Below are 21,703 nucleotides of genomic sequence, written 5' to 3'. Positions count from 1 at the left end.
GGAACGGGCCTTTCGGCGCGGCGGAGATCATTCCCGCGGCTCCTTTCCGGAGTCACCCGCCCGGGTCCGGGAACATTCATCCGACGAGGAACGGCCGGACGACACGCCGTGCCGACCGCCGCCCTCACCGGACGACACGCCGTGCCGACCGCCGCCCTCACACCGCCGACGCGGCCTCGGGCGGCACCACCGGCCGCACACGGCCGCCGAACACCGCGGCCGCCAGCGTCACCACCGTCCCGCACAGCGCCCACGCGCCCAGCACCAGCATCGGGCCGAGGAGCCCGCGGCCACCGAAGTACGCGATGGAGCGGGCCGACCAGGTCCCCGCGCCCGGGGGCAGCGCGGGCCCGATGGCACGCCAGAACGGCGGCAGCAGCGGGTACGGGTAGGCGCCGCCGGCGCTCGGGTTGCCGGCGATCACCACCACGAGGATGGTCAGCCCGATGCCGATGACGCCCGCGAGCCCCTGGAACGCGAAGGTGGCCGCGCCCACGGCGAACACGGTCAGCGCCCCCAGCCACCACAGGGGGACGACGCCGCCCGGCAGCGCGCCGAGGATCGGCCCGATCACCACCGCGCCCAGCAGGCCGCTGGAGATCGCGTAGCCGGCCAGCACGGCGAGCCGCATGATCGCCCGCCGCAGGTTGACCGGGCGGGCGCCGTAGCTGACGGCCAGGATCGACGCGCACAGGTATCCGCCGACGCACCAGCCGACGACCAGGTAGAAGGAGGACAGGCCGTGGAAGTCACCGCTGCCGACCGGGGCGAGGTCGAGGGTGGTGACGGCGCGGGCCGGCCGCTGGGCGGCGGCGACCCGGGTGGCGATCTGCTGGAGCGCCTGGGCGGCGGGCGGGCCGCCCCCGGCGGCCACCAGCAGTTGGTCGGTCCGGCCCCGCGGGCTGACGACCAGAGCGCCGTAGAGGTCGCGGTCCCGGATCCGCCGTCGCGCCTCGGCCGCCGAGTCCACCGCGTGCGGCGCCACCGGGTGGCCGGGCAGCGAGTCGAGTTCGGCGACCAGCCGCCCTGACGCCCCCGCGGGCGCGACCACGCCGAGGGTGATGCCCTTCGGGACGGGGTGGTGGAACGCGCCGGCGTAGGAGGCGATGAAGAGCACGCCGAGCGCCATGACCCCGAGGACAAGCAGGGCGGAGCGGGTGGTGACCGCGTCCTGGAACTCCCGCAGCAGGCCCTGCGGCCGGTCGGGGTCGCCCTCGGCCGGAAGGTCGGGGTCGCCCTCGGCCGGAACGCCGCGCTGGTCACCGTCCATGCCCCCAGCGTGGGCGCCCCCGACCGCCACCACCCCCGAGGGCGAGCCGATCGGGTGAGGAAGCCGAGCGGAGGAAGGGGACAGCGGAAGGCCGAGGGAGGACCGAGGAGCCGAGGAGGCAGATAAGGGCCGAGGAGGGTCCGAAGTCCCGGCGGGAGCAGCCCGAGCAGCCGGTGGCATCGTGCCGGTCCCACTTGGACGCCCGACAGGCGGCTGAAGCCGGGCCGGACGGACGTGCCGCTCGAACCCTCCACCCGCAGCACCGCGGCACCGTCCGCCGCGGCTTCCGTCCCACCGAGGCCGTTCGCGTCTACAATGCGGCGTGGGCCGTGACTGGCGCTGAGGTGGAGCACCACCGGGGAGCGGCCTGACGAGAGCGTCGATGCCGTGCGCCTGGGCGAGTGGTCAGCCACGCCTGGGAGGCAGCATGTTCCCAACACAAACAGCACAGCTCATGGACGGTGCCGGCCTTGCCCGCCGCGTCGTCGAGGAGGCCGCGGCCAGGGCGGCGGAGCTCACCCGGCGCACGGGGGCGGCACCATGCCTGGCGACCGTCCTGGTGGGTGAGGACCCCGCCTCGGTCACGTACGTGCGGATGAAGCAGGCACGGAGCGCGAAGGCCGGCATCCTGTCCCGGCACATCGGCCTGCCCGCCACCACCACGACCTCGGAACTGGTCGACACGCTCACCGCCCTGTCCGACGACCCGGACGTGCACGGCATCCTCCTGCAGCACCCCGTAGGCCCGCACATCGACGAGCGCGCGGCCTTCGAGGCCATCGCACCGCACAAGGACGTCGACGGTGTCACCACGCACTCCTTCGCCGCGATGAGCTTCGGACTGCCCGGCTTCGTGTCGTGCACCCCCGGCGGCATCATGCGGCTGCTGGACGAGTACGCCGTCGAACTGGCCGGCAGACACGCGGTGGTCGTCGGCCGCAGCGCGATCCTCGGCAAGCCGGCGGGGATGCTCCTGCTCGCGAGGGACGCCACGGTGACGTACTGCCACTCCCGCACAGCGAACCTGTCCGCGATCGTCAGGGAAGCGGACGTCGTCGTGGCGGCCGTCGGACGACCCCGCCTGATCCGGGGCGAGGACGTCAAGCCGGGCGCGGTGGTGATCGACGCCGGATACAGCGCGGGCAACGTCGGCGACGTGGACTTCGACTCCGCCCGTACCCGTGCCGGCCTCATCACCCCGGTCCCCGGCGGGGTCGGACCGATGACCATCGCCGTCCTTCTGGCCCAGACCGTGGCCGCCGCCGCGCGGCAGCTCGGCGAGTGACCGGACCCGGCCGGGACGGTGTGAGCCGTCCCGGCCGGCCGGCCAGGCCCACGGGGGTGCCGCACCGACCGGTCCGTCGGCACGCGGGGCAGCCCGAGGCGCCGCGCGACCACACGCGCCGGACGCGACGTCCCGCTGTCCGACACCCTCCGTCCAACATCCCTGTCCCCCGCCCCCTGCCCGCCCCCTCTGTCCGCCACCCCCAGCCCGCCACACCCTGTCCGACGCCCGCCGTTCGAGGTCCGGTCGTCCGACGCCCCGCCGATCAGCACTGACCGCGTACCGTCCACGGCCAGGACCACAGGCCGGGCGCGGGGGCCACTGCAACCGTTTCAACCCGTCCGCGGTGTACTGGCGGAGCAATCGACCCGGTGCACGTGTATGGACGCGGCCCCGGGCTGCTTGTAGCCTCATGCCGAACCAGGAAACTGAATCGTTTCACGCATGCATTGCGCCTAGACAACGTTGTCGTACTCGCTGGGAGTCGCCATGTCCACGTCCCCCGCTGAAGACCCCGCCCTCGCCGGCCCCACCGGCCCGTCCGTCGGCCCGTCCGTCGATCCGGTCCCGGGTCCTGCCCGCCGCAGCGTGCTGCGCGCCGGGGTCGGCGGCGCGGCCGTCGCCGCGGGGCTGGCCGCCGGGGCCGTCCCGGCTGTCGCGGCCCCGGCCGGCGACGGGCACGCCGCCGCCAAGTCCGGCCCCGCCGGCCTCGCGAGCGCGGCCGGCGACTGGCAGCGCTACGTGCAGGGCCCGGGCGGCCGCACCGTCCGCCCGGTGCGCATCCTGCGGACGGAGGGCCAGGTCAGCGGCGCCGACTCGCTGCTGCGCCCCGGCGGCGGGGTCGCCGTGCTGACCCGGCCGAAGCCTGCGCAGCCGCCGGCGTGGCCGGCCGGCACCACCGCCGCCGCGTCCTCCTCGCACGCGCCCAACAACGGTGACAACGGGCAGCCGCGCACCTACGACGCGGGCAACGCGGTCGACGGCGACCCGGACACGTTCTGGAACGACGACACGATCGCCTCCTACCCCGACACCCTCACCGTCACGGTGCCCGCCGCGCTCGACCTGCCCGGGATCACCCTGCTGTCGAACGCCGACGGCGTGCCCACCGACTTCACCGTGGAGACCTGGGACGGCTCGGCCTGGCAGAGCGCGGCCACCGTCACCGGCAACACCAGCACGCGCCGGGCGGTCCCGTTCGACCGGAAGGTGTCCACCACGGGTGTGCGGATCACCGTCACCGGCGACCAGGACACCCCCCAGGGGCAGTTCACCCGGGTCAACGAGGTCTACCCGGGGGTGCTGGCCGACGACGACGTGCCGCGGATCGTGGTCGACTTCGGCAAGGTCGTGGTCGGCTACCCGCACCTGCGCTTCCAGTCCGCCTCCGCGGGCAGCCCCGGGGTGCGGCTGGCGTTCTCCGAGACCGTCGAGTTCCTCACCGAGCGCAGCGACTTCACCCGCGCCGACCAGTCCGGGGTGCCCTCGCAGGGCACCGACCAGTACGCGGTGCCGGCCAAGGGCGCCGACTGGCAGGACGCCAAGGGCTACCTGGCCGGCGACCAGGTGTACGCCGACGGCCTGCACGGCTTCCGCTACCTCCAGATCAGCCTGGACGCGCTGGCCTCCGACGCGCCCGCCGCGCTGCCCTACGGCGAGGTCTCGGTGGACGCGGTGTGGGTGGACTTCACCGCCTACGTGGGCACCCCGGACTCCTACCGCGGCTGGTTCCTCAGCTCCGACGACGACCTGAACCGCTACTGGTACGGGGCCGCCTACACCAACGAGCTGGTCACGGACACCTTCCGCTCCGACGACATCGACCCGCGCGGCGCCGACACCCCGACGCTGGACGGCAAGCTGGTGCTGCACGACGGCGCCAAGCGCGACCGCGACCCGTACGTCGGCGACCTGGCCGTCTCCGCCCGCACCCTGTACCTCACGCACGACGACGCGGCCGCCGCGGCGCGCGACGTGCTGGCCGACCTGGCCGCCCACCAGCGCGCCGACGGCTGGATACCGCCCGCCTCGATCAACGGCTACACTCTCCCGCTCTTCGACTACCCGCTGTGGTGGGTGACGTGCAGCTGGGACTACGTCCTCTACACCGGCGACCGCGCCTACGCCACCACGTGGTACCCGGTGCTGCTGAAGGTCCTCGACGGCTGGTACCCCTCGGTCACCGACTCCGACGGCCTGCTCTCCAAGGGCCTGAACGGCACCGACGGTTACGGCGACTACGCCTTCCTCGGCCGCACCGGCAAGATCACGTACTACAACGCCAACTACGTGCAGGCGCTGACCGACGCGGCGGCGCTGGCCCGCTGGCTGGGCAAGGGCGCGGACGCCGACCGGTGGACGGCGCGGGCCGCCCAGGTGGCGAAGGCGGTCAACGCGTCGCTGTGGGACGCGGCGGCGGGCGCCTACCTGGACTCCTCGACGGGCGCGGTACGTCACGCCCAGGACGGCAACGCCATCGCGATCACCGCGGGCGTGGCCGACGCCGGCCGGGCCGCCTCGGCGCTGGCCCACCTGGACGCCACCACGGTGCTGCCGTACGGCAACGCGTTCATGGACAACGACACGCTCTTCGCCGGGGCCTCGCAGCGGGTGTACGCCTTCACCTCGTACCCGGAGCTGGTGGCCCGCTTCCGTACCGGCCGGGCGGACTCGGCGCTGGACCAGATCCGCCGCACCTACGGCTGGATGGACAGCCACGACCCGGGCACCACCAACTGGGAGGGCATCGGCCCGGACGGCACCCCGTACGAGGACGCGTACACCAGCATGGCGCACGGCTGGTCGACCGGCGTCCTGCCCGCGCTGACCAACGAGCTGCTGGGGGCGCGCCCGACGGCGCCCGGCTTCGCCACCTGGGAGGTGGTGCCCAGCCCGGGCGACGTGGCGTGGGCGGCCGGCCAGGTGCCCACCCCGCAGGGGCCGTTGGCCGTCTCGTGGTCGCACCCCTCGGCCGGTGCCCTCACCCTCACCGTCCAGGCCCCGCGCGGTACCCGCGGCAGCGTCTCCGTCCCCGACGACGGGCGGCGGGTCGAGGTGGCGGTGAACGGCCGCACGGCCTTCACCAGCCGGACCGGCCGGACCGGGCGGGAGTTCGAGGCGAAGGCGGAGGGCGGCCGGATCACCCTGTCAGGCCTGGGCGCCGGCCGCACGACGGTGACGGTGCGCCTGGCGCGCTGACGGCGCGGCACGGCGGGCGGGGCTCCGGTCGGGGACCGGGCCCCGCCCGTTCCGCCGCCCGCCGCCCGCCGCCCACTACCGCGATCATGGGGTGATGGGAACTCTCTCAGCGCTGTACCGGTATCCGGTGAAGTCCATGCTCGGCGAGGAGTTGGAGTCCGCGGCGGTCACCGCGCGGGGCCTGGCCGGCGACCGCCGGTTCGCCGTGCTCGACACCGCGGGCGCCGTGGGCAGCGCCAAACACCCGCGCAAGTGGGGGGCGTTGCTGCGGTGCCGCAGCCGAACGGCCGGCGGGAGCGGTGGAGCGGAATCGGGTGAGGTGCTGGTCGTACTGCCCGACGGCACGGAACTCAGCTGCCGGGACCGCCAGTTGGATGCCCGGCTGTCGAAGCTGCTGGGCCGCGAGGTGGCCCTGTCGGACCTGCCACCGGAGCAGGGCAGGCTGGAGCGGGCCGTACCGGAGTACGCGGGCGGGATTCCCGAGGCGGCGCGGCGGCAGGCGGAGGTGGACGCCACCGGGACGGCGGTGACGGTCGGTTCGGTGGCGGCGGGGACGTTCCTCGACTTCGGCCGGCTCCACCTGGTCACCACCTCGTCGCTGGAGCGGCTGCGGGCGGCGCGTCCGGCGGGCGACGCCGACCCGCGCCGCTTCCGCCCGAACCTGGTGGTCGACACCGGCGGGGCCCCGGGGTACCCGGAGGACGCGTGGACGGGTTCGCTGATCCGGGTGGGCGAGGCGCTGCTGCGGGTGGTGGTTCCGACACCCCGCTGCGTGGTGCCGACCCTCGGCCACGGCGAACTGCCTCCCGACCCCGCCCTGATGCGGGTGGTGGCTCGCGAACACCGGGTGCCGGTCTTCGACATGGGCCCGCTGTCGTGTGTCGGCGTCTATCTGGACGTCGTCGAACCGGGGACGGTGCGGGTGGGCGACCGGGTCGCCCCGACGGGCACGGCATGACAGGGTGCCGGAGGGCGGACCCGCCCTCCGGCACCGTCCTGACGTACCGTCAGTTCGAATGCACGGGACGGGCGGTGAGCGTGTGGTGGCCCGCGCCGACACCGTCGACGTACACGGTGGTGCCGTCGCTGCCCGCGTGTGCGCCACCGACCGCCCGGGTGCCGTCCCATACGGTGCGGCCGTCAAGGGTGACGCGGGCGGCTCCGTGGACGGGGACGGCGAGCCGCCCGCTGGTACCGTGCGGGCTGTCCACGGTGAGCGTGAAGGCGCTGCCGGAGCGGCGCCAGGACGCGCTGATCGCCCCGTGCGGGGTGGGGACCCTGCCCTGCGCCCAGCGCAGGCCGCCGGGGGTCGGGGAGACGCTGTAGGTGGCGAAGCCGGCGCCGGTGGGCTGCACGCCGAGTACCTGGGTGGTGAGGCTGACTGTCGGTCCGGCCGCCCAGCCGTGGGCCAGGCTGGTGAACTGGGCGATCCCCGGCTGCCCGTCGGTGCCGGCCTTCTCCCAGAAGGTGCCGCCGGGGTCGGCGGCGAGCTGGTGGCCCCAGAAGGTGCGGATGAGGTCCAGGCCGGACTCGGCCAGGGCACCGTCGGGGTCGGACGCGGCCAGCCGGGCGCTCGCCTCGAAGCCGCTGGGCAGCGGCTCGTACATCGGTGAGATGGCGGCGTTCGGCGTCTGCGGGGAGACGGTCAGCGCGCCGTACGGGCCCGAGCTGGTGCGGCTCAGGTAGGCCAGGGCGCTGCGGGCCTGGGCCGGGTCGGCGACGCCGGTGAGCACGGCGGTGGCGTTGGCGTCCTGCGGGTACGCGTCGGGGTCTCCCGGGAGAGCCGGTAGGCACCGGTGGCGGGGTCCCACAGCTGGTCGTTGATCGCCTTCTTCAGCTGTCCGGCGCGGGCGGTGTAGGCGGCGGCGCCGCTCCGGTCGCCGCGGGCGGCCGCCAGCCGGGCCATCTGGTCGAGGTTGCGGGCGTACAGGGCGTTGACGTACGTCTCGTGGCCGCAGTCGCTGTAGCCGTAGTGGCCGCAGGAGCCGGCCTCGCCGAACGCGATCAGGCCCTGCGGGTCCTGCTGCCGCACCGACTCCAGCCAGCCGGTGGCCTTGGTGAGCGCGGGCCACCAGCGGTCGAGGAAGGAGCGGTCGCCGGTGTAGAGCCAGTGCTCGTACGCGTTGTCGACGAACCAGGTGACGTACTCGCCGTAGGTGCGGATCTCGTCCTCGTTGTGCTGGCCGACCAGGCTCTCGGCGGGCACGAAGCCGTCGGGGAGCTGCTGGGCGGCCAGCGAGGACAGGGAGTTGTCGACGGCGGGGACGTCGTCGGTGCTGAGGTAGGTGACCGGCGCCTGGACGGCGAGGTCGCCCTGCCACACGATCCGGTCCCGCTTGGCACCGTCGAAGATCACCTCCTGGCCGGGGTCGGCGTACGGCACCTGGCTGTCGGCGTGGTCGGCCTCGCCCCCGGTGTAGGGCCAGCTCTTGGCGGTGTCCGACATCCACGTGTCGAGCTGGACGGTGTAGGCGCCGGCGTACCAGATCTTGTTCAGCTCGTTGTCGCTGGACAGGAACCAGCCCTGGTAGGCGGCGGGGTCCTGCTGCTTCGGCGCGGCGGCGAAGTCGAGGGAGACGGCGCCGACGTCGACGCTGCCGGGGCCGTCGAGGAAGAGGGTGGCGTAGCGGAAGCCGCCGCGGATCTGCGGGTCGGTGAGGGTGGCCGGCAGGTGGGCGGGGTCGAGGGTGAAGGTGTGGCTGTCGGAGTCGTAGGTGTAGGGCTGGCCGGGGTAGCCGTTCCAGATGTTGGCGGTGTCGCATCCGGGGGCCTGCGCGGCCTCTCCGCTGTTGGCGGTGGGCCCGGCGGCGGCGAACTGCTGGGACTCGCTGAAGCACACGTGGAGCTTCGGCGGGGTGGCGGAGGCGCCGGTGACGTGGATGCGGACGCGGCCGCCGACGTCCTTGCCGAAGTCGAGGGTGAGCAGCGGTGAGGTGGTGCGGTCGCCGGTGCTCACCAGGCGGACGCTGGAGCCGCCCTTGCCGAGGACGGCGTCGGGGTCGCCCTGGACGGCGCCGCCGCGCGGGTCCGTGGTGAGGACCCGGACGGGGGTGACGGTGTGGCCGGTGGGAGCCAGGACGTAGGGGCGCCAGTCGCCGGGGCTCGGCGTCCAGGAGGCGGCGGTCCAGGGGGTGGCGCCGGTGCGGCCGCCGCCGCGGGCGGAGGCGGCCGAGGCGGAGGCCGGCGGGAGGGTGAGCAGGGCGGCGCCGGCGGCGACCGCGGCGGCGGTCCGGACCAGCCGGGAGCGGTACGGGGAAGGGTGCGGCATCGGGGTCCCTTCGGGTGCGGGCGGACGGGCAGGGGCGGTACGGGCGGGTACCGGCTGTTCGGTCTCAGCGCGCGCGGACGGTCACGCGGTGGGCGCCGGCGGGGACCCGCGTGAGCCGGACGTATCCGTCGGAGCCGGTGGTGCCGGCGGCGCGCGGGGCGCCGTCCCACACGGTGCGGCCGTCGAGGCGGACGGTGCAGCGCCCGTCGGCGGGCACCGGGACGGCGATCTCGGTGATGGCGCCGGCCGGGGCGTCCACGGACAGGTCGAAGGAGGTGCCGGGTCCCTGGTGCCAGGCGGCGGTGATGGCGCCGGCCGCGGTGACCAGCCTGCCCTCGGCGCGGCGCTGCCCGCCCGGGCGGGGCTGGATCCGGTGGCCGGCGCCGGAGTCGGCGGCCGGCGCGATGCCCAGCAGGTGGTAGGTGAGCGCGGAGGTGGGGCCGGTGGACCAGCCGTGGGCCGCGCTCATGTAGGAGCCGGAGTAGTCGGAGGTTCCGTCGGTGCGGTAGCCCTCCCAGAAGGTGCTGGCGGTGCCCTGCGGGGCGTCGAGCATGTAGCCCCACTCGCGGCGGATCAGGTCCAGGGCGGTGGCGGCGCGTCCGGCGGTGAAGTGGGCGTGCACCTCCATGCCGCCGGGGAACGGGTGCACCGAGTCGGCGCTCTTCTCGGGCGTGGGCGCGCCGACCGGGGTCCAGCGCCCGGCCAGGGCCAGGCTGACGGCGGCCCCCCGCTCCTGGTCGGGGACCAGGCCGAACCAGACGGCGAGCGCGTTGCCGTCCTGCGGGTGGAGGGCGGCGCCGGCCCCGGCGGGCTTGTCGCGGTAGAGGCCGGCGTCCGGGTCCCAGTAGCCGCCCGCTTCGACGGCGGAGCGCAGCGCGGCGGCCTTCGCGGCCCAGTCGGCGGCCGCGGCGGTGTCGCCGAGCTGTCCGGCCAGGGCGGCGCAGACCGTCAGCGCCCTGAACATGATGGCGTTGGCCTCGATGTTCCTGCCGTCGGCGTCGCCGCGGGCCCAGTCGGCGGCGGCGGTGACGTCGAACAGGCCGTCGCCGTCGAGCTTGGCGGTGCTGAAGGCCACCGCCTTGGTGAGGGCGGGCCACGCCCCGCGCGCCCACGCGGTGTCGCCGGAGAGCTGGACGTAGGAGGCGGCGCCGATCAGCGTCCACAGGTGGTAGGCGTCGGAGTTGCCGATGAAGTCGACGGCGGGCCCGGCGTAGGGCAGGGCGCCGGTGGACTGGTCCTGGTGGTCGAGGAGGGTCTGCAGGGAGTTGCGGACGGTCGGCAGGTCGCCGAGCGAGACGTAGTCGGTGAGGACGGAGATGCCGAGGTCGCCGGGCCACACGGTGCGGTCGCGCTTGGCGCCGTCGACCAGGACGGTGCTGCCGGTGTCGCCCACGGTGGCGCTGTTGTCCCAGCCGAGGCCGGGCGGGCCCCACACCCGGCCCTGGTCGGTGGCGAGGATGTTGGTCTGCACGGTGTAGGCGCCGGCGTACCAGATCCGGGTGAGCAGGTCGTCGTCGCAGGAGAAGTAGTTGGGGTACGCCGACAGGTCGGTGGCGTTCGGCGCGAAGGTCAACTCGACTGTCGCCTCGGCCAGTTCGATGGCGCCGCCGGACTCGTTGACGACGGTCAGGTAGCGGAAGCCGCCGCGCAGCTGGGAGCGCGGGTTCGCCGCGGCGGCCGGGCCGGCGCCGGCGACGGGCACGTCGGAGGCGGTCCGTACGGTGCCGCCGGGGGCCGCCGGGTACTGGACGGCGGGTTCGTCGTTGCTGCCGCCGTTGGAGCCGTCACTGCTGTCGGGGCTGACATAGGTGGACAGTTCGGAGTACGTCAGGCCGACGGTCTGGTTCGTTTCAGAGCCGGGGGCGACGCGCAGCGTGACATAACCGCCCACCTCCTGGCCGAAGTCGTAGGTCACGCAGGAGCCCGCGCCGCGCAGCCGGGTGGTACGCGCGGGCGTCCGGCCGCCGGTAGCCAGGGCCTCGGGCCGGTCAACCGTGCCGGCGGTGCGGAAGACGGCGACGGGCCTCAGCGTGCGGCTGCGCGGCGACAGGTTGAAGGCGTCCCACCTGCCCGCGGGGGCCCGTTCCGGGCGGTGGGCGGCGTTCGCGGCCGCGCCGGACGGCGCGTGCGCGCCGTGCGGCCCGGTCCCCGCCGGCGGGCCGCGGCCTCGGCGCCAGCGGCCGCGGCGCCCCCGGCGGCGGTGAGCGCGGCGGTGAGGCCGGCGGTGACGACGACGCGGCGTGTCGGTTCCGGGGTGGTGCGACGTGACATGCTCTCCCCTTTGTGAATCGTTTCACATGAATCGTTTCAAACCCGCCTGCCAGAATTCCGGATGAACCCGTCCCGGCCGCGTCACCCTATGGGCGGCCCGCACACCCCGTCCACCCCCGTGCACGGGAGAACCCGACGCCGTCCGCGAGGCGCGCGGGGCCCGGACCCTCCGGAGCACCAGGGCACGCCGGATGGAGGCCTGGCGCCGCCGGCCCCGGCGTCACAGCCGGCGGGCGCCGTCGATCCGCTCCCGCGGCAGGTCGGCGCGGCCGTTGTGCCGCGCGGACTCCTGGACCAGGTGGATCAGCACCCACCGCAGCGACACTTCGCCGCGCCACTCGTCGTACCCGGTGACGTCGAGATCGGGGGCGTCCGCGGTGAACCGGCCGGAGAAGGCCGCCTCAACCCGCCAGACGTCGAACGCCTCGCGGACCGCGCCCGGCTCCACCGTCGCACCGTCGAAGTCCCCGTCGGGGTCGGCCGGCGAGGAGTAGCGCGCGGGCGGCCTCGCCCGCCAGCACCCGCCGGAACCAGCGGCGTCCGGCATCGGCGAGGTGGCGCACCAGCCCGAGCGGCGAGAGGGTCGACGGCTCCACCGACCGCCGGGCCGACTCGCGTTCCACCCCTTGGCACTTGAGCTCCAGGGTGGCGCGCTGGGCGGCCGACGCGCCGACGCGCAGGGGCGTTCGGGCCCCGCCGCCGGTCCGCCGAAGCGAGGGTCGTCGGTTCCGGTGAACAGTTCGGCTCTTCTGCCGGGTCGGGTCACTCGTCCGTCCTCCCGAACGGCGCCTGAGGACGCGTGCGGCTTCCCGCCGGCCGCCCGGGGGCGCGTTCCGGCCCCACCCGCGCCCGACGCCGAGCGACGGCAGGCGAACGGGCCGGGTACCGCGAGGGGGCACGGAGGCGGCGGGAGGCTGTACGGGGGACGCCGGGGGGATACCATCAGGGAAACTGATCAGATAGCCTTACGGTATGCCTGAAGAGGATCACCCCGAGACCGCGACCGTCGCCGCCTCGCTGCTCGCCGCCGTCGGGCTGCTGGTGCGGCGGATGCGGCAGGTGCCGGTGGCGGACGAACTGACCATGCCGCAGCGCGCGGCGCTGGCTCGGCTGGACCGGGGCGGCCCGGCGACCTCGGCCGAGCTCGCCCGGCAGGAGCAGATCAGCGCGCAGTCGATGGGAGCGACGACGGCGGTGCTCCAGGAGCGCGGGCTCGTGGAGCGCCGCTCGGACCCGGCGGACGGCCGGCGGATCGTGCTCGCGGTCACCGACGCGGGCGCCCAGGCCCTGCGGGACAAGCGCAACGCCCGCGCCGAGCAGCTGCGGCGGGTGCTGGACGCGGAGTTCTCCGCCGAGGAGCTGGCCCGGCTGGCCGCCACGGGGCCGCTGCTCGAACGGCTGGCCCGGCACCTCGGCCCCGAGGCGGGCATGGACGCCGCTCCCCGGCCCACCGCCGGCCCGCCCCGGGTGGTCCCGCCGGCGGCGCGGACGGGCCGGCCGCCGGGGCGCGACATGAACCCGGCGGGCAAGGCCGCCCCCGGCCGGAACACGAGCACCCGGGCGGACAGCTACAAGTGGAAGGCGCTGGTCAACACCACCGCCGCGATGTTCATGTCGACGCTCGACGGCTCGATCGTGCTCATCGCCCTGCCGGCCATCTTCCGCGGCGTGCACCTGGACCCGCTGGCCCCGGGCAACATCGCCTACCTGCTGTGGATGATCATGGGCTACCGGCTGGTGCAGGCCGTGCTGGTGGTGTCCGTCGGCCGGCTCGGCGACATGTTCGGCCGGGTGCGGATCTACAACTCGGGCTTCGCGGTCTTCACCGCCGCCTCCGTACTGCTCTCCTTCGACCCGTTGGACGGCGGCAAGGGCGCCCTGTGGCTGATCGGCTGGCGGGTGCTCCAGGCGGCCGGCGGGTCGATGCTCGCCGCGAACTCGGCCGCGATCCTCACCGACGCCTTCCCGTCCGAGCAGCGCGGGTTCGCCCTCGGCATCAACCAGGTCGCCGGACTGGCCGGCCAGTTCGTCGGCCTGGTGGCCGGCGGCCTGCTCGCCGCGCTGGACTGGCGGGCGGTGTTCTGGGTGAACGTGCCGGTCGGCGTCTTCGGCACCGTGTGGGCGTACCGCACGCTGCGCGACGACGGGCGGCGCGGCGGCGGCCGCATCGACTGGTGGGGCAACGTCACCTTCGGCGTCGGCCTCAGCTCGGTGCTGGTCGCGGTGACCTACGGCCTCCAGCCCTACGGCGGCCACACCATGGGCTGGACCAACCCGCTGGTGGTGGGCCTGCTGGTGGGCGGTCTGGCGCTGCTGGCGGCCTTCGTCGTGGTGGAGCGGCGGGTCTCGGCCCCGATGATCCAGCTGCGGCTGTTCCGGCTGCGGGCATTCACCGCGGGAAACCTCGCCGGGCTGTTCATGTCGATCGGGCGCGGCGGACTGCAGTTCGTGCTGATCGTCTGGCTCCAGGGCATCTGGCTGCCGCTGCACGGCTACGACTACGCGCGGACCCCGCTGTGGGCGGGCGTGTTCATGCTGCCGCTGACCGCGGGCTTCCTGCTGGCCGGCCCGGTCTCCGGGTACCTGTCCGACCGGCTGGGCTCGCGCGGCCTGGCGACCGGCGGGGCGCTGCTTTTCGGCGCGAGCTTCCTTGGGCTGATGGCGCTGCCGATCGACTTCGCGTACTGGGGGTTCGCGCTGCTGATCGCGGTCAACGGGATAGCCAGCGGCATGTTCGCCTCGCCCAACTCCTCCTCGATCATGGGCAGCGTGCCGGCCGCCGAGCGCGGGGTGGCGTCGGGGATGCGGTCCACCTTCCAGAACACCGGCACCGCCGTGTCGATCGGCGTGTTCTTCTCCCTGATGATCGCCGGCCTGGCCGGCAGCCTGCCGCACACCCTCACCGCGGGGCTGCGCGCCCAGGGCGTGTCGCCGGCCGTGGCGGCGCACGTCGGCTCGCTGCCGCCGGTGTCGTCGCTGTTCGCCGCGCAGTTGGGCGTCAACCCGGTGAAGCACCTGCTGGAGCCGGGCGGCACGCTGGCATCGCTCACGCCCGCGCAGCAACAGGCCCTCACCGGGCGGGAGTTCTTCCCGAACCTCATCTCCGGGCCGTTCCACACCGGACTGGTGGCGGTCTTCGCCTTCGCGGCGGCGCTGGCACTGCTGTCCGGCATCGCCTCCCTGCTGCGCGGTGGCCGGCCCACCACCCCCGCCGACGGGACGGGCTCAACGGGCGGCCCCGGCACGGCCGTCGGGTCCGGCGCCGCGGGCCGGTCCGGCGCGAGCGGCGAGGGCGACGGCACCCGGGCCGGAGCGGCGGGCGCCGAGCCGGCGGGCGGGGGCGGTGGAGCGGGGTGAGCACACGCGTGCGGTACGTGGCGGTATCCGGTGGACTCGCGCGGGTGTCCACCGGTCCCGGTCGGCTCAACGTACGATCGCCCAATGGCTGACATGACCGAGACCACGCCCGCCTGGCTGTCCACGGACGAGCTGGAGTCGACCCGCGCCCGCATGCCCATCCTGTACGTCGACGCCGTACCCGTGCGGGTCGACGACAGCGGCGAGGTCACCCATGTCGGGCTCCTGCTGCGGATCGGGCCGGACGGCACGGTCAGCAGAACGCTGGTCTCAGGCCGCGTGCTGCACCACGAACGGGTACGGGACGCCCTGCTGCGCCACCTGGAGAAGGACCTCGGCCCGGTGGCGCTGCCCCGGGTGCCGGCCTCCCCGCAGCCGTTCACCGTGGCCGAGTACTTCCCCACACCCGGCATCACGCCCTACCACGACCCCCGGCAGCACGCGGTCTCCCTCGCCTACGTGGTGCCGGTGGCCGGCGACTGCCGCCCGCGCCAGGACGCCCTGGACCTGGTGTGGTTCACCCCGCAGGAGGCCGCCTCCCCGCAGGTGCAGCTGGAGATGCCGGGCGGCCACGGGGTGCTGCTCAAGCAGGCGCTGGCCCACGTGGGCTGCCTGTCCTGACCTCGCGGGCGGGGGCCGGCGCGGTGACGGGCCGCCGGGCCGGGCGGGGGCCGCCGGCTCCGGACGTCGGCGGCGCTCCGCCCGCCCTCCGCGCGGCGGCCGCAACGGGTGCCACAACGGGTGCCACAACGGGTGACAGCCGAGCGCCTTCGGGAGCGCCCGCCTCCGCCCGGGCGACGGGCGCCTCGTTCAATCGGCCGCGTTCGACCCCGCCCGGGCGACGGGCGCCTGGTTCAACCGGCCGCGTTCGACCCATGCCGGGTCGGCCGGGCCGGTGCCCCTGCGGGGGGCGGCCGGAGTACCGCGGCGCGCCCGGTCGACGCGCCGCCCGAGCGCGCCCGTCCCCCGCCTTCGGCTCGCTCGCGGTGACGTCGCGGGCGGTCAGCCCCGAAGCGACCGGTAGCCCGGGTGCACGCCGGGGGCCAGCCGCTGCTGCCGGGCGACGCGCCCCAGCAGCTCGACCAGCAGCCCGCGTTCCTGCGGGGTGAGCCCCTGGCACATCTCCCGCTCGTGGGCCGCGCCCGCCTCGCGGAGCTCGGCGAACAGGTCCTGCCCCTTGTCGGTCAGGTGCAGGGCGTACAGGCGGCGGTCACTGGCATTGCGGCGGCGCTCGATGAGCCCGCGCTCCTCCAGCTTGTCGGCGAACGGCACGAAGCGGCTGGGCGGCATTCCCAGTTCGTCCGCGAGCTCGCGCTGGCTTCGCCCGGGCGAGCTCGCCAGCAGGCGCAGGAGGCCGGCCTGCGCGGGCGTCAGGTCGAGCTCGGCGGTCCGCCCCGCGAACAGCTGGGCCCCGTGCGCCCCCAACTGGGCAAGCAGGAAGGCGACGCCGCCCCGGGGCTCCGTGCTCTCACGCTCACCACTCATGCCCACATGGTAGTCGATTGACAATCGTTCCACTTTGTAATCATCATGGCTTGTATACGAACAAGCCAGGAGGAGCCATGCCCGCCGCACCCACTCTCCAGCGTCGAGAGGTCCGCGCCCGCCGCCCGCAGTCCGGGCCCCCTCTGCTCGCCCCGGTCCTCGCCTTCGCCGTGCTGACCGTGGCCTACGTCGCCGTGAACAGCTCCACGCCGCACCCGGACGCCCCGGGCTCCGCCGTCCTGCGCTACACCCGGACCCACGCGACCACCACGAGGGTCGGGGCCCTGCTGCTGTTCAGCTCCGCGGTGCCCCTGGCGCTGTGCGCCGCGATCGTCTACCGGCGGCTCCGCGCGCTCGGGATCACCGCTCCGGGCTCGGCGACAGCCCTCGTCGGCGGCGTCCTGGCGGCCGGCGCCACGACGCTGTCCGCAATGTTCGCCTGGACCGGCGGCCGCCTGCCCGCGGACGCCTCCCCGGCACTCGCCCGGGCGCTCGCGGACCTGTCCTTCGCCTCCGGCGGTCCCGGCTACGTGGTCATGTTCGCCCTGTTCACAGCTGGCATCTCGGTGACCGGTCTGATGGCGGGTCTGCTGCCGCGCGCCGTCACCTGGACCGGACTGGCCCTGGCCGCCGTCGGGATGGTCGCCGAGCTGACCCTGCTCGCCTCCGGCTTCTCCTACCTGCTGCCCGTCGTACGGTTCGGCGGCACCGTGTGGCTGGTCCTCGCAGCCGCCCTGCTGCCCCGCACGCGCCCCGCACGCGCCCGCACCACCCTCCCGGCCCAGACCCCGCCCATCGCACCCTGATCTCAACCCGCCCCGACCCCGGCACCTCGCGGCGGTGTCCGGGCACCGCCGCCGGACACAGCAGGCGCCGTCACCGCCGCCGCTGGGCCTCGGCCTGCTCGGCGGTGAGCACCCGGGTGCGGGCCAGCAGCAGCGCGATGTCGTCCTCCGCGGAACGGGCAGAGGTGGCGCCGCCGGGCCCCTCGGCGGTGCGCCGCCACACGTGCGGGCCCATGGCCGTGACCACGCGCGACGCGAGTTCCTCCAACGTGGGAGCGCCCGCGGAGAGCGCGTCCTTGAGCCGGCCGAGCCCCACGTCGAGGTCGGCGGTGCGGGTCTCGACCAGGCCGTCGGTGTAGAGGGCGATCACGCTGCCCTCGGGCAGCTCGAAGCTGGCCGACTCGTACGCCATGGTGCCCAGGCCGATCGGCGGCCCGGGCGGCACCTCCATCACCTCGGCCCGGCCGTCCGGACGCAGCACGATCGGCGGCGGGTGCCCGGCGGACGCGATCGTGCAGCGGCGGCTGACCGGGTCGTACACCGCGTACACGCAGGTGCAGCTCATCACCGGCCCGGCCCCGACGGCCGTGCCGCCGCCGTTCCCGTCCGGGTCCGGGCCGGTTTCCTCGCCCTCACCCAGGCCGTCCTGCCCGGCCATGAGGACGACCCGCCGGTCGAGCCGGGCCAGTACCGTCTCCGGGGGCAGGTCCAGGTCGGCGAGCGTGGCCATGACGGTCCGCAGCTGCCCCATCAGGGCCGCCGCGTCGATGCCGTGCCCGACCACGTCCCCCACCACCAGGCCGACCCGCCCGGCGGGCAGCAGCACCGCGTCGAACCAGTCGCCCCCGACACCCTCGTGCACGTCGGCTGGCAGGTAGCGGAAGGCCAGCTCGGCGCCCGCGCCGCCGGACAGGTCGCGGGGCAGCAGGTTGCGCTGGAGGGCGACGGCGGCGGCCCGCTCCCGGGTGTAGCGGCGGGCGTTGTCCAGGCTGAGGGCGGCGCGCCCGGCGAACTCCTCGATCAGCAGCAGGTCGTCGCGGGAGAACGGCACCCGGTCGCGGCCGCGGGTGAGGACGGACTGGCCGAGGATCATGCCGCGGGCCTTGAGCGGGACGATGATCATCGAGTGCATGCCGTGCTCGGCCAGCAGGTCGGCCCGGCGCGGGTCCTGGTCCACCCAGGTGCCCGGCGAGGTGTCCATGACGGGCTCGAAGTGGGACCGCCCGGACTCCAGGGCCCGGCTGAACGGGGACGACGGCGGTACGTAGATCTCGTCGCCCACCTGCCAGGCCGCCTCGGGCACCCCCTCCTGGACGGAGGCCAGGCCGACCCGGCGGATCACCGGGGAACGGGCGGCCGGGGAGCGCGGCCGGCCCAGCGGCGGCTCCTCCCCCAGCAGCACGGCCTCGCCGAGGTCGACGGTGACGAAGTCGGCCAGCAGGGGAACGGCCGCGTCGGCGAGTTCCTGGGCCGTCCGGGTGACGTCCAGGCTGGTGCCGATCCGGTTGCCGACCTCGCTGAGCGCCAGCAGGTGCTGGCGGGCGAGGGACTTGTCGATGTCGGTGGCCATGTTGCAGACGCCGATCGGGCGCCCGTCGGGCCCGTCCACCCGGAAGTAGGTCGCCGACAGGACCCGGTCCTCGTCCTCACCGGGTACCCGCCAGGTGTACTCGCGCTCGATCACCGGCTCCCCGGTCTCCAGCACCGCGCGCATGGCGGCGGCCACGGCCCGCCCCTCGCGCCCCCGCGCGATGTCCGTGATGTGCTGGCCCAGCCGGGGGCGGCGCAGCCGCACGTCCTGGGCGGCGGCGCGGGGGTTCACCCAGATGCAGCGCAGTTCGGGGTCCCACACGGACAGCCCGAGCGGGGCGCGGGAGAGCAGGGTCGCGGCGACCGGCGCGTGCCGCGGCGGCCACGCCGCCAGACCCGAGGGGTCGATCGCCGTGACGAACCAGTGGTCGCGCGGCTCGCCGGCCAGCGGCACCGCCTCGACGGTCATCCGGGTCGTCGTGCCGTCGCGGAGGCGCACCAGGACCGCGGCCGACCAGGGGCTGCGCGCGGCCGCGGGCCGCTCCACCCAGCGGGCCAGCTGCCCGTCCGGGTCGCGCCCGGCCAGTAGCAGCGCGGCGGACCGTCCGACCACGTCGGCCGCGGTGTAGCCGAAGGTCCGCTCGGCCGAGGGGGTCCAGCCGATGACGGTCCCCCGGGAGTCGACGACGGCCGCCGCGGGGCCCACCGCCGGCCCGGCCGTGGCCACGCCGGTCGTCCGGTCGGCGGGCGCCGCGGAGCGCTCCGGCGCCCCGCCGAATCCGGCCATCGCCTGCGCTCCCCTCGGTCAGCGCACGCCTGCCGCGCACTACGCCCACTGAGTCGCATCTTCGTGCGACTTGTTCCGTTCAGCGCCTCTCGTCCGCATCCATTCTGCGCCCGCCCGCCGGGGCCCGCCCCCTGGGACGTCCGGAAGCGGGCCGCTCCGAGGCCTGGCGACAGGGGCGGGGCGGCCACGGGGCCCGGCGGCGGGGCCCCGGGAAGGGCTCAGCCGAGGGCGCGGTCGAGGTTGATGGCCGCGCTGATCAGGGCGAGGTGGGTGAAGGCCTGGGGGAAGTTGCCGAGGTGCTCGCCGGTCAGGGCGATCTGCTCGGCGTACTGGCCGACGTGGTTGGCGTAGGTGAACATCTTCTCCAGCGCCAGCCGCGCCTGGTCGATCCGGCCGGTGCGGGTCAGCGCCTCCACCCACCAGAAGGAGCAGATGGAGAAGGTGCCCTCGGAGCTCTCCAGCCCGTCGGGGGCGAGCCGCGGGTCGTAGCGGAAGACCAGCGAGTCGGCGACCAGGGACTCGCGGATCGCCTCCAGGGTGGAGTGGAAGCGGGGGTCGGCGGGCGAGAGGAACTTCACCATCGGCAGCAGCAGGAGCGCCGCGTCCAGGGCCGGCTCGGGCGGGCTGCCCGGCTCCTCCGACAGCCGCTGGACGAAGCTGCCGATCCCCTCGTGCCAGCCGCGCTCCATGATCTGGTGGTAGATCCGGTCCCGTGCCTGCCCCCAGCGGGGGACGTCCCCGGGCAGGCCGCGCTGCAGCGCCATGCGGATCATCCGCTCGATCGCCACCCAGCACATCAGCCGCGAGTACGTGTGGTCCCGCTGGCCGGCCCGGGTCTCCCAGATGCTCTCGTCGGGGCGGTCCCAGTGGTCGAGCAGCCAGTCCAGGATGTCGCACAGGTCGTGCCAGGTGTCCGCGGAGATGCCCGGCCCGTACTTGTTGAACAGGTAGACGGAGTCGATGAGTTCGCCGTAGATGTCCAGCTGGAGCTGGTCGGCGGCCGCGTTCCCGGCGCGCACCGGGCGGGAGCCGCGGTAGCCCTCCCAGTGGTCGAGCACGGTCTCGGGCAGGTCGGCGTGGCCGTCGATCGAGTACAGCACCCGCAGCGGCGCGCCGTCCCCGGTGCAGGACACCTGCCCCAGGCAGCGGGTCAGCCAGCCCATGAAGCCGGCCGCCTCCTCGGTGAAGCCGAGGCTGAGCAGCGCGTAGAGGGAGAAGGCGGCGTCCCGGATCCACACGTAGCGGTAGTCCCAGTTGCGCTCGCCGCCGAGGTGCTCGGGCAGGCCGAGGGTCGGCGCGGCGACGATCGCCCCGCTCGGCTCGTGGGTGAGCAGCTTCAGGGTGAGCGCGGAGCGGTGGACCATCTCCCGCCACCGTCCGCTGTAGCGGGACTTGGCGAGCCAGCCTCGCCAGAAGCGGACGGTCGCCTGGAACAGCTCCTCCGCGTCCGGCTGCTGCTCGGGCACGCTGGTCCGCGCCGGCAGGCCGACGTCGATGGGCGTGTCGTCCGTCCCCGTGCCGCCCGTCCCCGTGCCGCCCGTTCCGGTGGTGTCCGTTCCGGTGGCGGCTCGGCCCGCGGGCCCGCCGCGGGGGCGGGCTCCGTCGCGGTCGCGGAGGTCCGGCCGTCCCGGCCGGCGGACGGCACGGCGGCGGCACCGCCGCCCGCGCCCTCGACCTCCAGGACGAAGAGCACCGCCTCGCCCTCCGCGAGCGAGAACCCGGCTGTGGCGTCCGGGCCGTCGACGGTGAGCGCGGTGCCGGCTGCGAGCCGCAGGGTCAGGTGGTCGGAGACGAACCGCACCCCGTCGGCGACCCGCTCGACGCGGTGGACGGCCCGCCCGTAGTCCAGCCGCGGCGCGATCCTCGTGACGAGCCGCATCCCGCCGCGCACGCTCACCACCCGGCGGACCAGCCGCTGCCGGTGCCGGGTGTCACGCTCCCGGAGCACCGGCATGAAGTCCTGCACCTCGACCATGCCCTCACCGGTGAGCACGCGGGTGATGAGGATGTTGGTGTCCGGGAAGTAGAACTGGCGGCGCGAGGCCACCGCGCAGTCCGGCTCGACCGTCCACACGCCGCCGCGCTCGGAGTCGAGCAGCGCCCCGAAGACGCTGGGCGAGTCGAAGCGGGGCGCGCAGAACCAGTCGATCCGCGCGTCGGTGCCGACCAGGGCGGCGGTCCGCAGGTCGCCGATCACGCCGTGCTCGGCGATCGGCAGGTACGGCGGGCTCGGCGCCGGCCCGCTCGTCCGGTCGTCCGCCGGCTCCGCTCCGGCCGCCGCCGGCCGCTCGCCGTCCGGGTCACTGTGCACAGGCCCTGCGTACCACGGCCGGCGGCCCGCCTGGGCGGACGGCGGGGCGGGGCGGGGCACTGCCACGCGGACGGGCGAGCGCCGGTCCGCCGGACGGGTTCTCCCGCCCGGCGCGCGCCCGGCCCGCCGCCTGCCCGCCCAGGCGGGGTCGGGGTT

At 75.1% G+C, this 21,703-nt stretch carries 12 protein-coding genes, 2 pseudogenes and 1 riboswitch; of the genes and pseudogenes, 6 read left to right on the top strand and 8 right to left on the bottom strand.

Annotated features, from left to right (window positions below; genetic code table 11):
* Positions 1–157 precede the first annotated feature (157 nt).
* Entirely contained in the window at positions 158–1,270 is a 1,113-nt protein-coding gene (locus tag BS72_RS10480) for an ABC transporter permease (RefSeq protein WP_407638953.1), read from the bottom strand.
* Positions 1,271–1,589: 319 nt separating this feature from the next.
* Positions 1,590–1,676, top strand: a riboswitch (ZMP/ZTP riboswitch).
* Positions 1,677–1,697: 21 nt separating this feature from the next.
* Between BS72_RS10480 and BS72_RS10475 the strand changes: the two genes are divergently transcribed.
* The 3 genes from BS72_RS10475 (at position 1,698) to BS72_RS10465 (ending at position 6,711) form a co-directional block, all read left to right on the top strand.
* Positions 1,698–2,555, top strand: a complete 858-nt coding sequence (locus BS72_RS10475; protein ID WP_037908861.1) for a bifunctional 5,10-methylenetetrahydrofolate dehydrogenase/5,10-methenyltetrahydrofolate cyclohydrolase — start codon at positions 1,698–1,700, stop codon at positions 2,553–2,555.
* 489 nt (positions 2,556–3,044) lie between these two features.
* Complete coding sequence (locus tag BS72_RS10470; RefSeq protein ID WP_078901216.1) at positions 3,045–5,753, top strand: alpha-L-rhamnosidase-related protein; 2,709 nt, start codon at positions 3,045–3,047, stop codon at positions 5,751–5,753.
* Positions 5,754–5,847: 94 nt separating this feature from the next.
* Complete coding sequence (locus BS72_RS10465) at positions 5,848–6,711, top strand: MOSC domain-containing protein (RefSeq protein WP_037908859.1); 864 nt, start codon at positions 5,848–5,850, stop codon at positions 6,709–6,711.
* A gap of 49 nt (positions 6,712–6,760) precedes the next feature.
* Here BS72_RS10465 and BS72_RS10460 read toward each other — a convergent pair whose 3' ends face one another.
* The 4 genes and pseudogenes from BS72_RS10460 to BS72_RS37140 form a co-directional block, all read right to left on the bottom strand.
* Positions 6,761–7,486, bottom strand: a complete 726-nt coding sequence (locus BS72_RS10460; RefSeq protein ID WP_037908858.1) for an alpha-L-rhamnosidase C-terminal domain-containing protein — start codon at positions 7,484–7,486, stop codon at positions 6,761–6,763.
* A complete protein-coding gene (locus tag BS72_RS39170; protein ID WP_051950915.1) occupies positions 7,432–9,021 on the bottom strand; it encodes an alpha-L-rhamnosidase-related protein in 1,590 nt (529 codons plus the stop codon). The genes BS72_RS10460 and BS72_RS39170 overlap by 55 nt, the downstream gene beginning before the upstream one ends.
* A gap of 64 nt (positions 9,022–9,085) precedes the next feature.
* A complete protein-coding gene (locus BS72_RS10450; RefSeq protein WP_051950914.1) occupies positions 9,086–10,936 on the bottom strand; it encodes an alpha-L-rhamnosidase-related protein in 1,851 nt (616 codons plus the stop codon).
* A 576-nt stretch (positions 10,937–11,512) separates the two neighbouring features.
* Positions 11,513–11,915 (bottom strand): annotated as a pseudogene (locus BS72_RS37140) (mycothiol transferase).
* Between the two features lie 349 nt (positions 11,916–12,264).
* On the opposite strand from BS72_RS37140, the gene BS72_RS10440 reads away from it, so the two are divergent.
* Together BS72_RS10440 and BS72_RS10435 are read left to right on the top strand one after the other, a co-directional pair.
* Complete coding sequence (locus tag BS72_RS10440; RefSeq protein ID WP_078901213.1) at positions 12,265–14,649, top strand: MFS transporter; 2,385 nt, start codon at positions 12,265–12,267, stop codon at positions 14,647–14,649.
* Between the two features lie 93 nt (positions 14,650–14,742).
* A complete protein-coding gene (locus BS72_RS10435; protein WP_037909976.1) occupies positions 14,743–15,270 on the top strand; it encodes an NUDIX hydrolase family protein in 528 nt (175 codons plus the stop codon).
* A 381-nt stretch (positions 15,271–15,651) separates the two neighbouring features.
* Here the strand turns inward: BS72_RS10435 and BS72_RS10430 are convergent, their stop codons facing one another.
* Positions 15,652–16,134, bottom strand: coding sequence for a MarR family winged helix-turn-helix transcriptional regulator (locus BS72_RS10430; protein ID WP_037909973.1), 483 nt, complete (start codon positions 16,132–16,134; stop codon positions 15,652–15,654).
* A 77-nt stretch (positions 16,135–16,211) separates the two neighbouring features.
* Between BS72_RS10430 and BS72_RS10425 the strand changes: the two genes are divergently transcribed.
* Positions 16,212–16,940, top strand: coding sequence for a hypothetical protein (locus BS72_RS10425; protein ID WP_051950913.1), 729 nt, complete (start codon positions 16,212–16,214; stop codon positions 16,938–16,940).
* Between the two features lie 70 nt (positions 16,941–17,010).
* Here the strand turns inward: BS72_RS10425 and BS72_RS39165 are convergent, their stop codons facing one another.
* Positions 17,011–19,236 (bottom strand): SpoIIE family protein phosphatase, encoded by a 2,226-nt coding sequence (locus BS72_RS39165; RefSeq protein WP_051950912.1) that lies wholly within the window; start codon positions 19,234–19,236, stop codon positions 17,011–17,013.
* 218 nt (positions 19,237–19,454) lie between these two features.
* Positions 19,455–21,547, bottom strand: a pseudogene (locus tag BS72_RS38035) (glycoside hydrolase family 15 protein).
* Positions 21,548–21,703 lie beyond the last annotated feature (156 nt).

It is taken from the genome of Actinacidiphila yeochonensis CN732 (assembly GCF_000745345.1).
GTDB classification, from domain to species: Bacteria; Actinomycetota; Actinomycetes; order Streptomycetales; family Streptomycetaceae; genus Actinacidiphila; species Actinacidiphila yeochonensis.
Note: the sequence above shows the minus strand (reverse complement) of the source record. Positions and strands in the feature narration are given on the sequence as shown.

What these genes read in the sequence shown, in the direction of transcription:
- BS72_RS10480 (WP_407638953.1), bottom strand. Translation starts at nt 1,270, where the DNA reads ATGGACGGTGACCAGCGCGGCGTTCCGGCCGAGGGCGACCCCGACCTT.
- BS72_RS10475 (WP_037908861.1), top strand. Translation starts at nt 1,698, where the DNA reads ATGTTCCCAACACAAACAGCACAGCTCATGGACGGTGCCGGCCTTGCC.
- BS72_RS10470 (WP_078901216.1), top strand. Translation starts at nt 3,045, where the DNA reads ATGTCCACGTCCCCCGCTGAAGACCCCGCCCTCGCCGGCCCCACCGGC.
- BS72_RS10465 (WP_037908859.1), top strand. Translation starts at nt 5,848, where the DNA reads ATGGGAACTCTCTCAGCGCTGTACCGGTATCCGGTGAAGTCCATGCTC.
- BS72_RS39170 (WP_051950915.1), bottom strand. Translation starts at nt 9,021, where the DNA reads ATGCCGCACCCTTCCCCGTACCGCTCCCGGCTGGTCCGGACCGCCGCC.
- BS72_RS10440 (WP_078901213.1), top strand. Translation starts at nt 12,265, where the DNA reads ATGCCTGAAGAGGATCACCCCGAGACCGCGACCGTCGCCGCCTCGCTG.
- BS72_RS10435 (WP_037909976.1), top strand. Translation starts at nt 14,743, where the DNA reads ATGACCGAGACCACGCCCGCCTGGCTGTCCACGGACGAGCTGGAGTCG.
- BS72_RS10430 (WP_037909973.1), bottom strand. Translation starts at nt 16,134, where the DNA reads ATGAGTGGTGAGCGTGAGAGCACGGAGCCCCGGGGCGGCGTCGCCTTC.
- BS72_RS10425 (WP_051950913.1), top strand. Translation starts at nt 16,212, where the DNA reads ATGCCCGCCGCACCCACTCTCCAGCGTCGAGAGGTCCGCGCCCGCCGC.
- BS72_RS39165 (WP_051950912.1), bottom strand. Translation starts at nt 19,236, where the DNA reads ATGGCCGGATTCGGCGGGGCGCCGGAGCGCTCCGCGGCGCCCGCCGAC.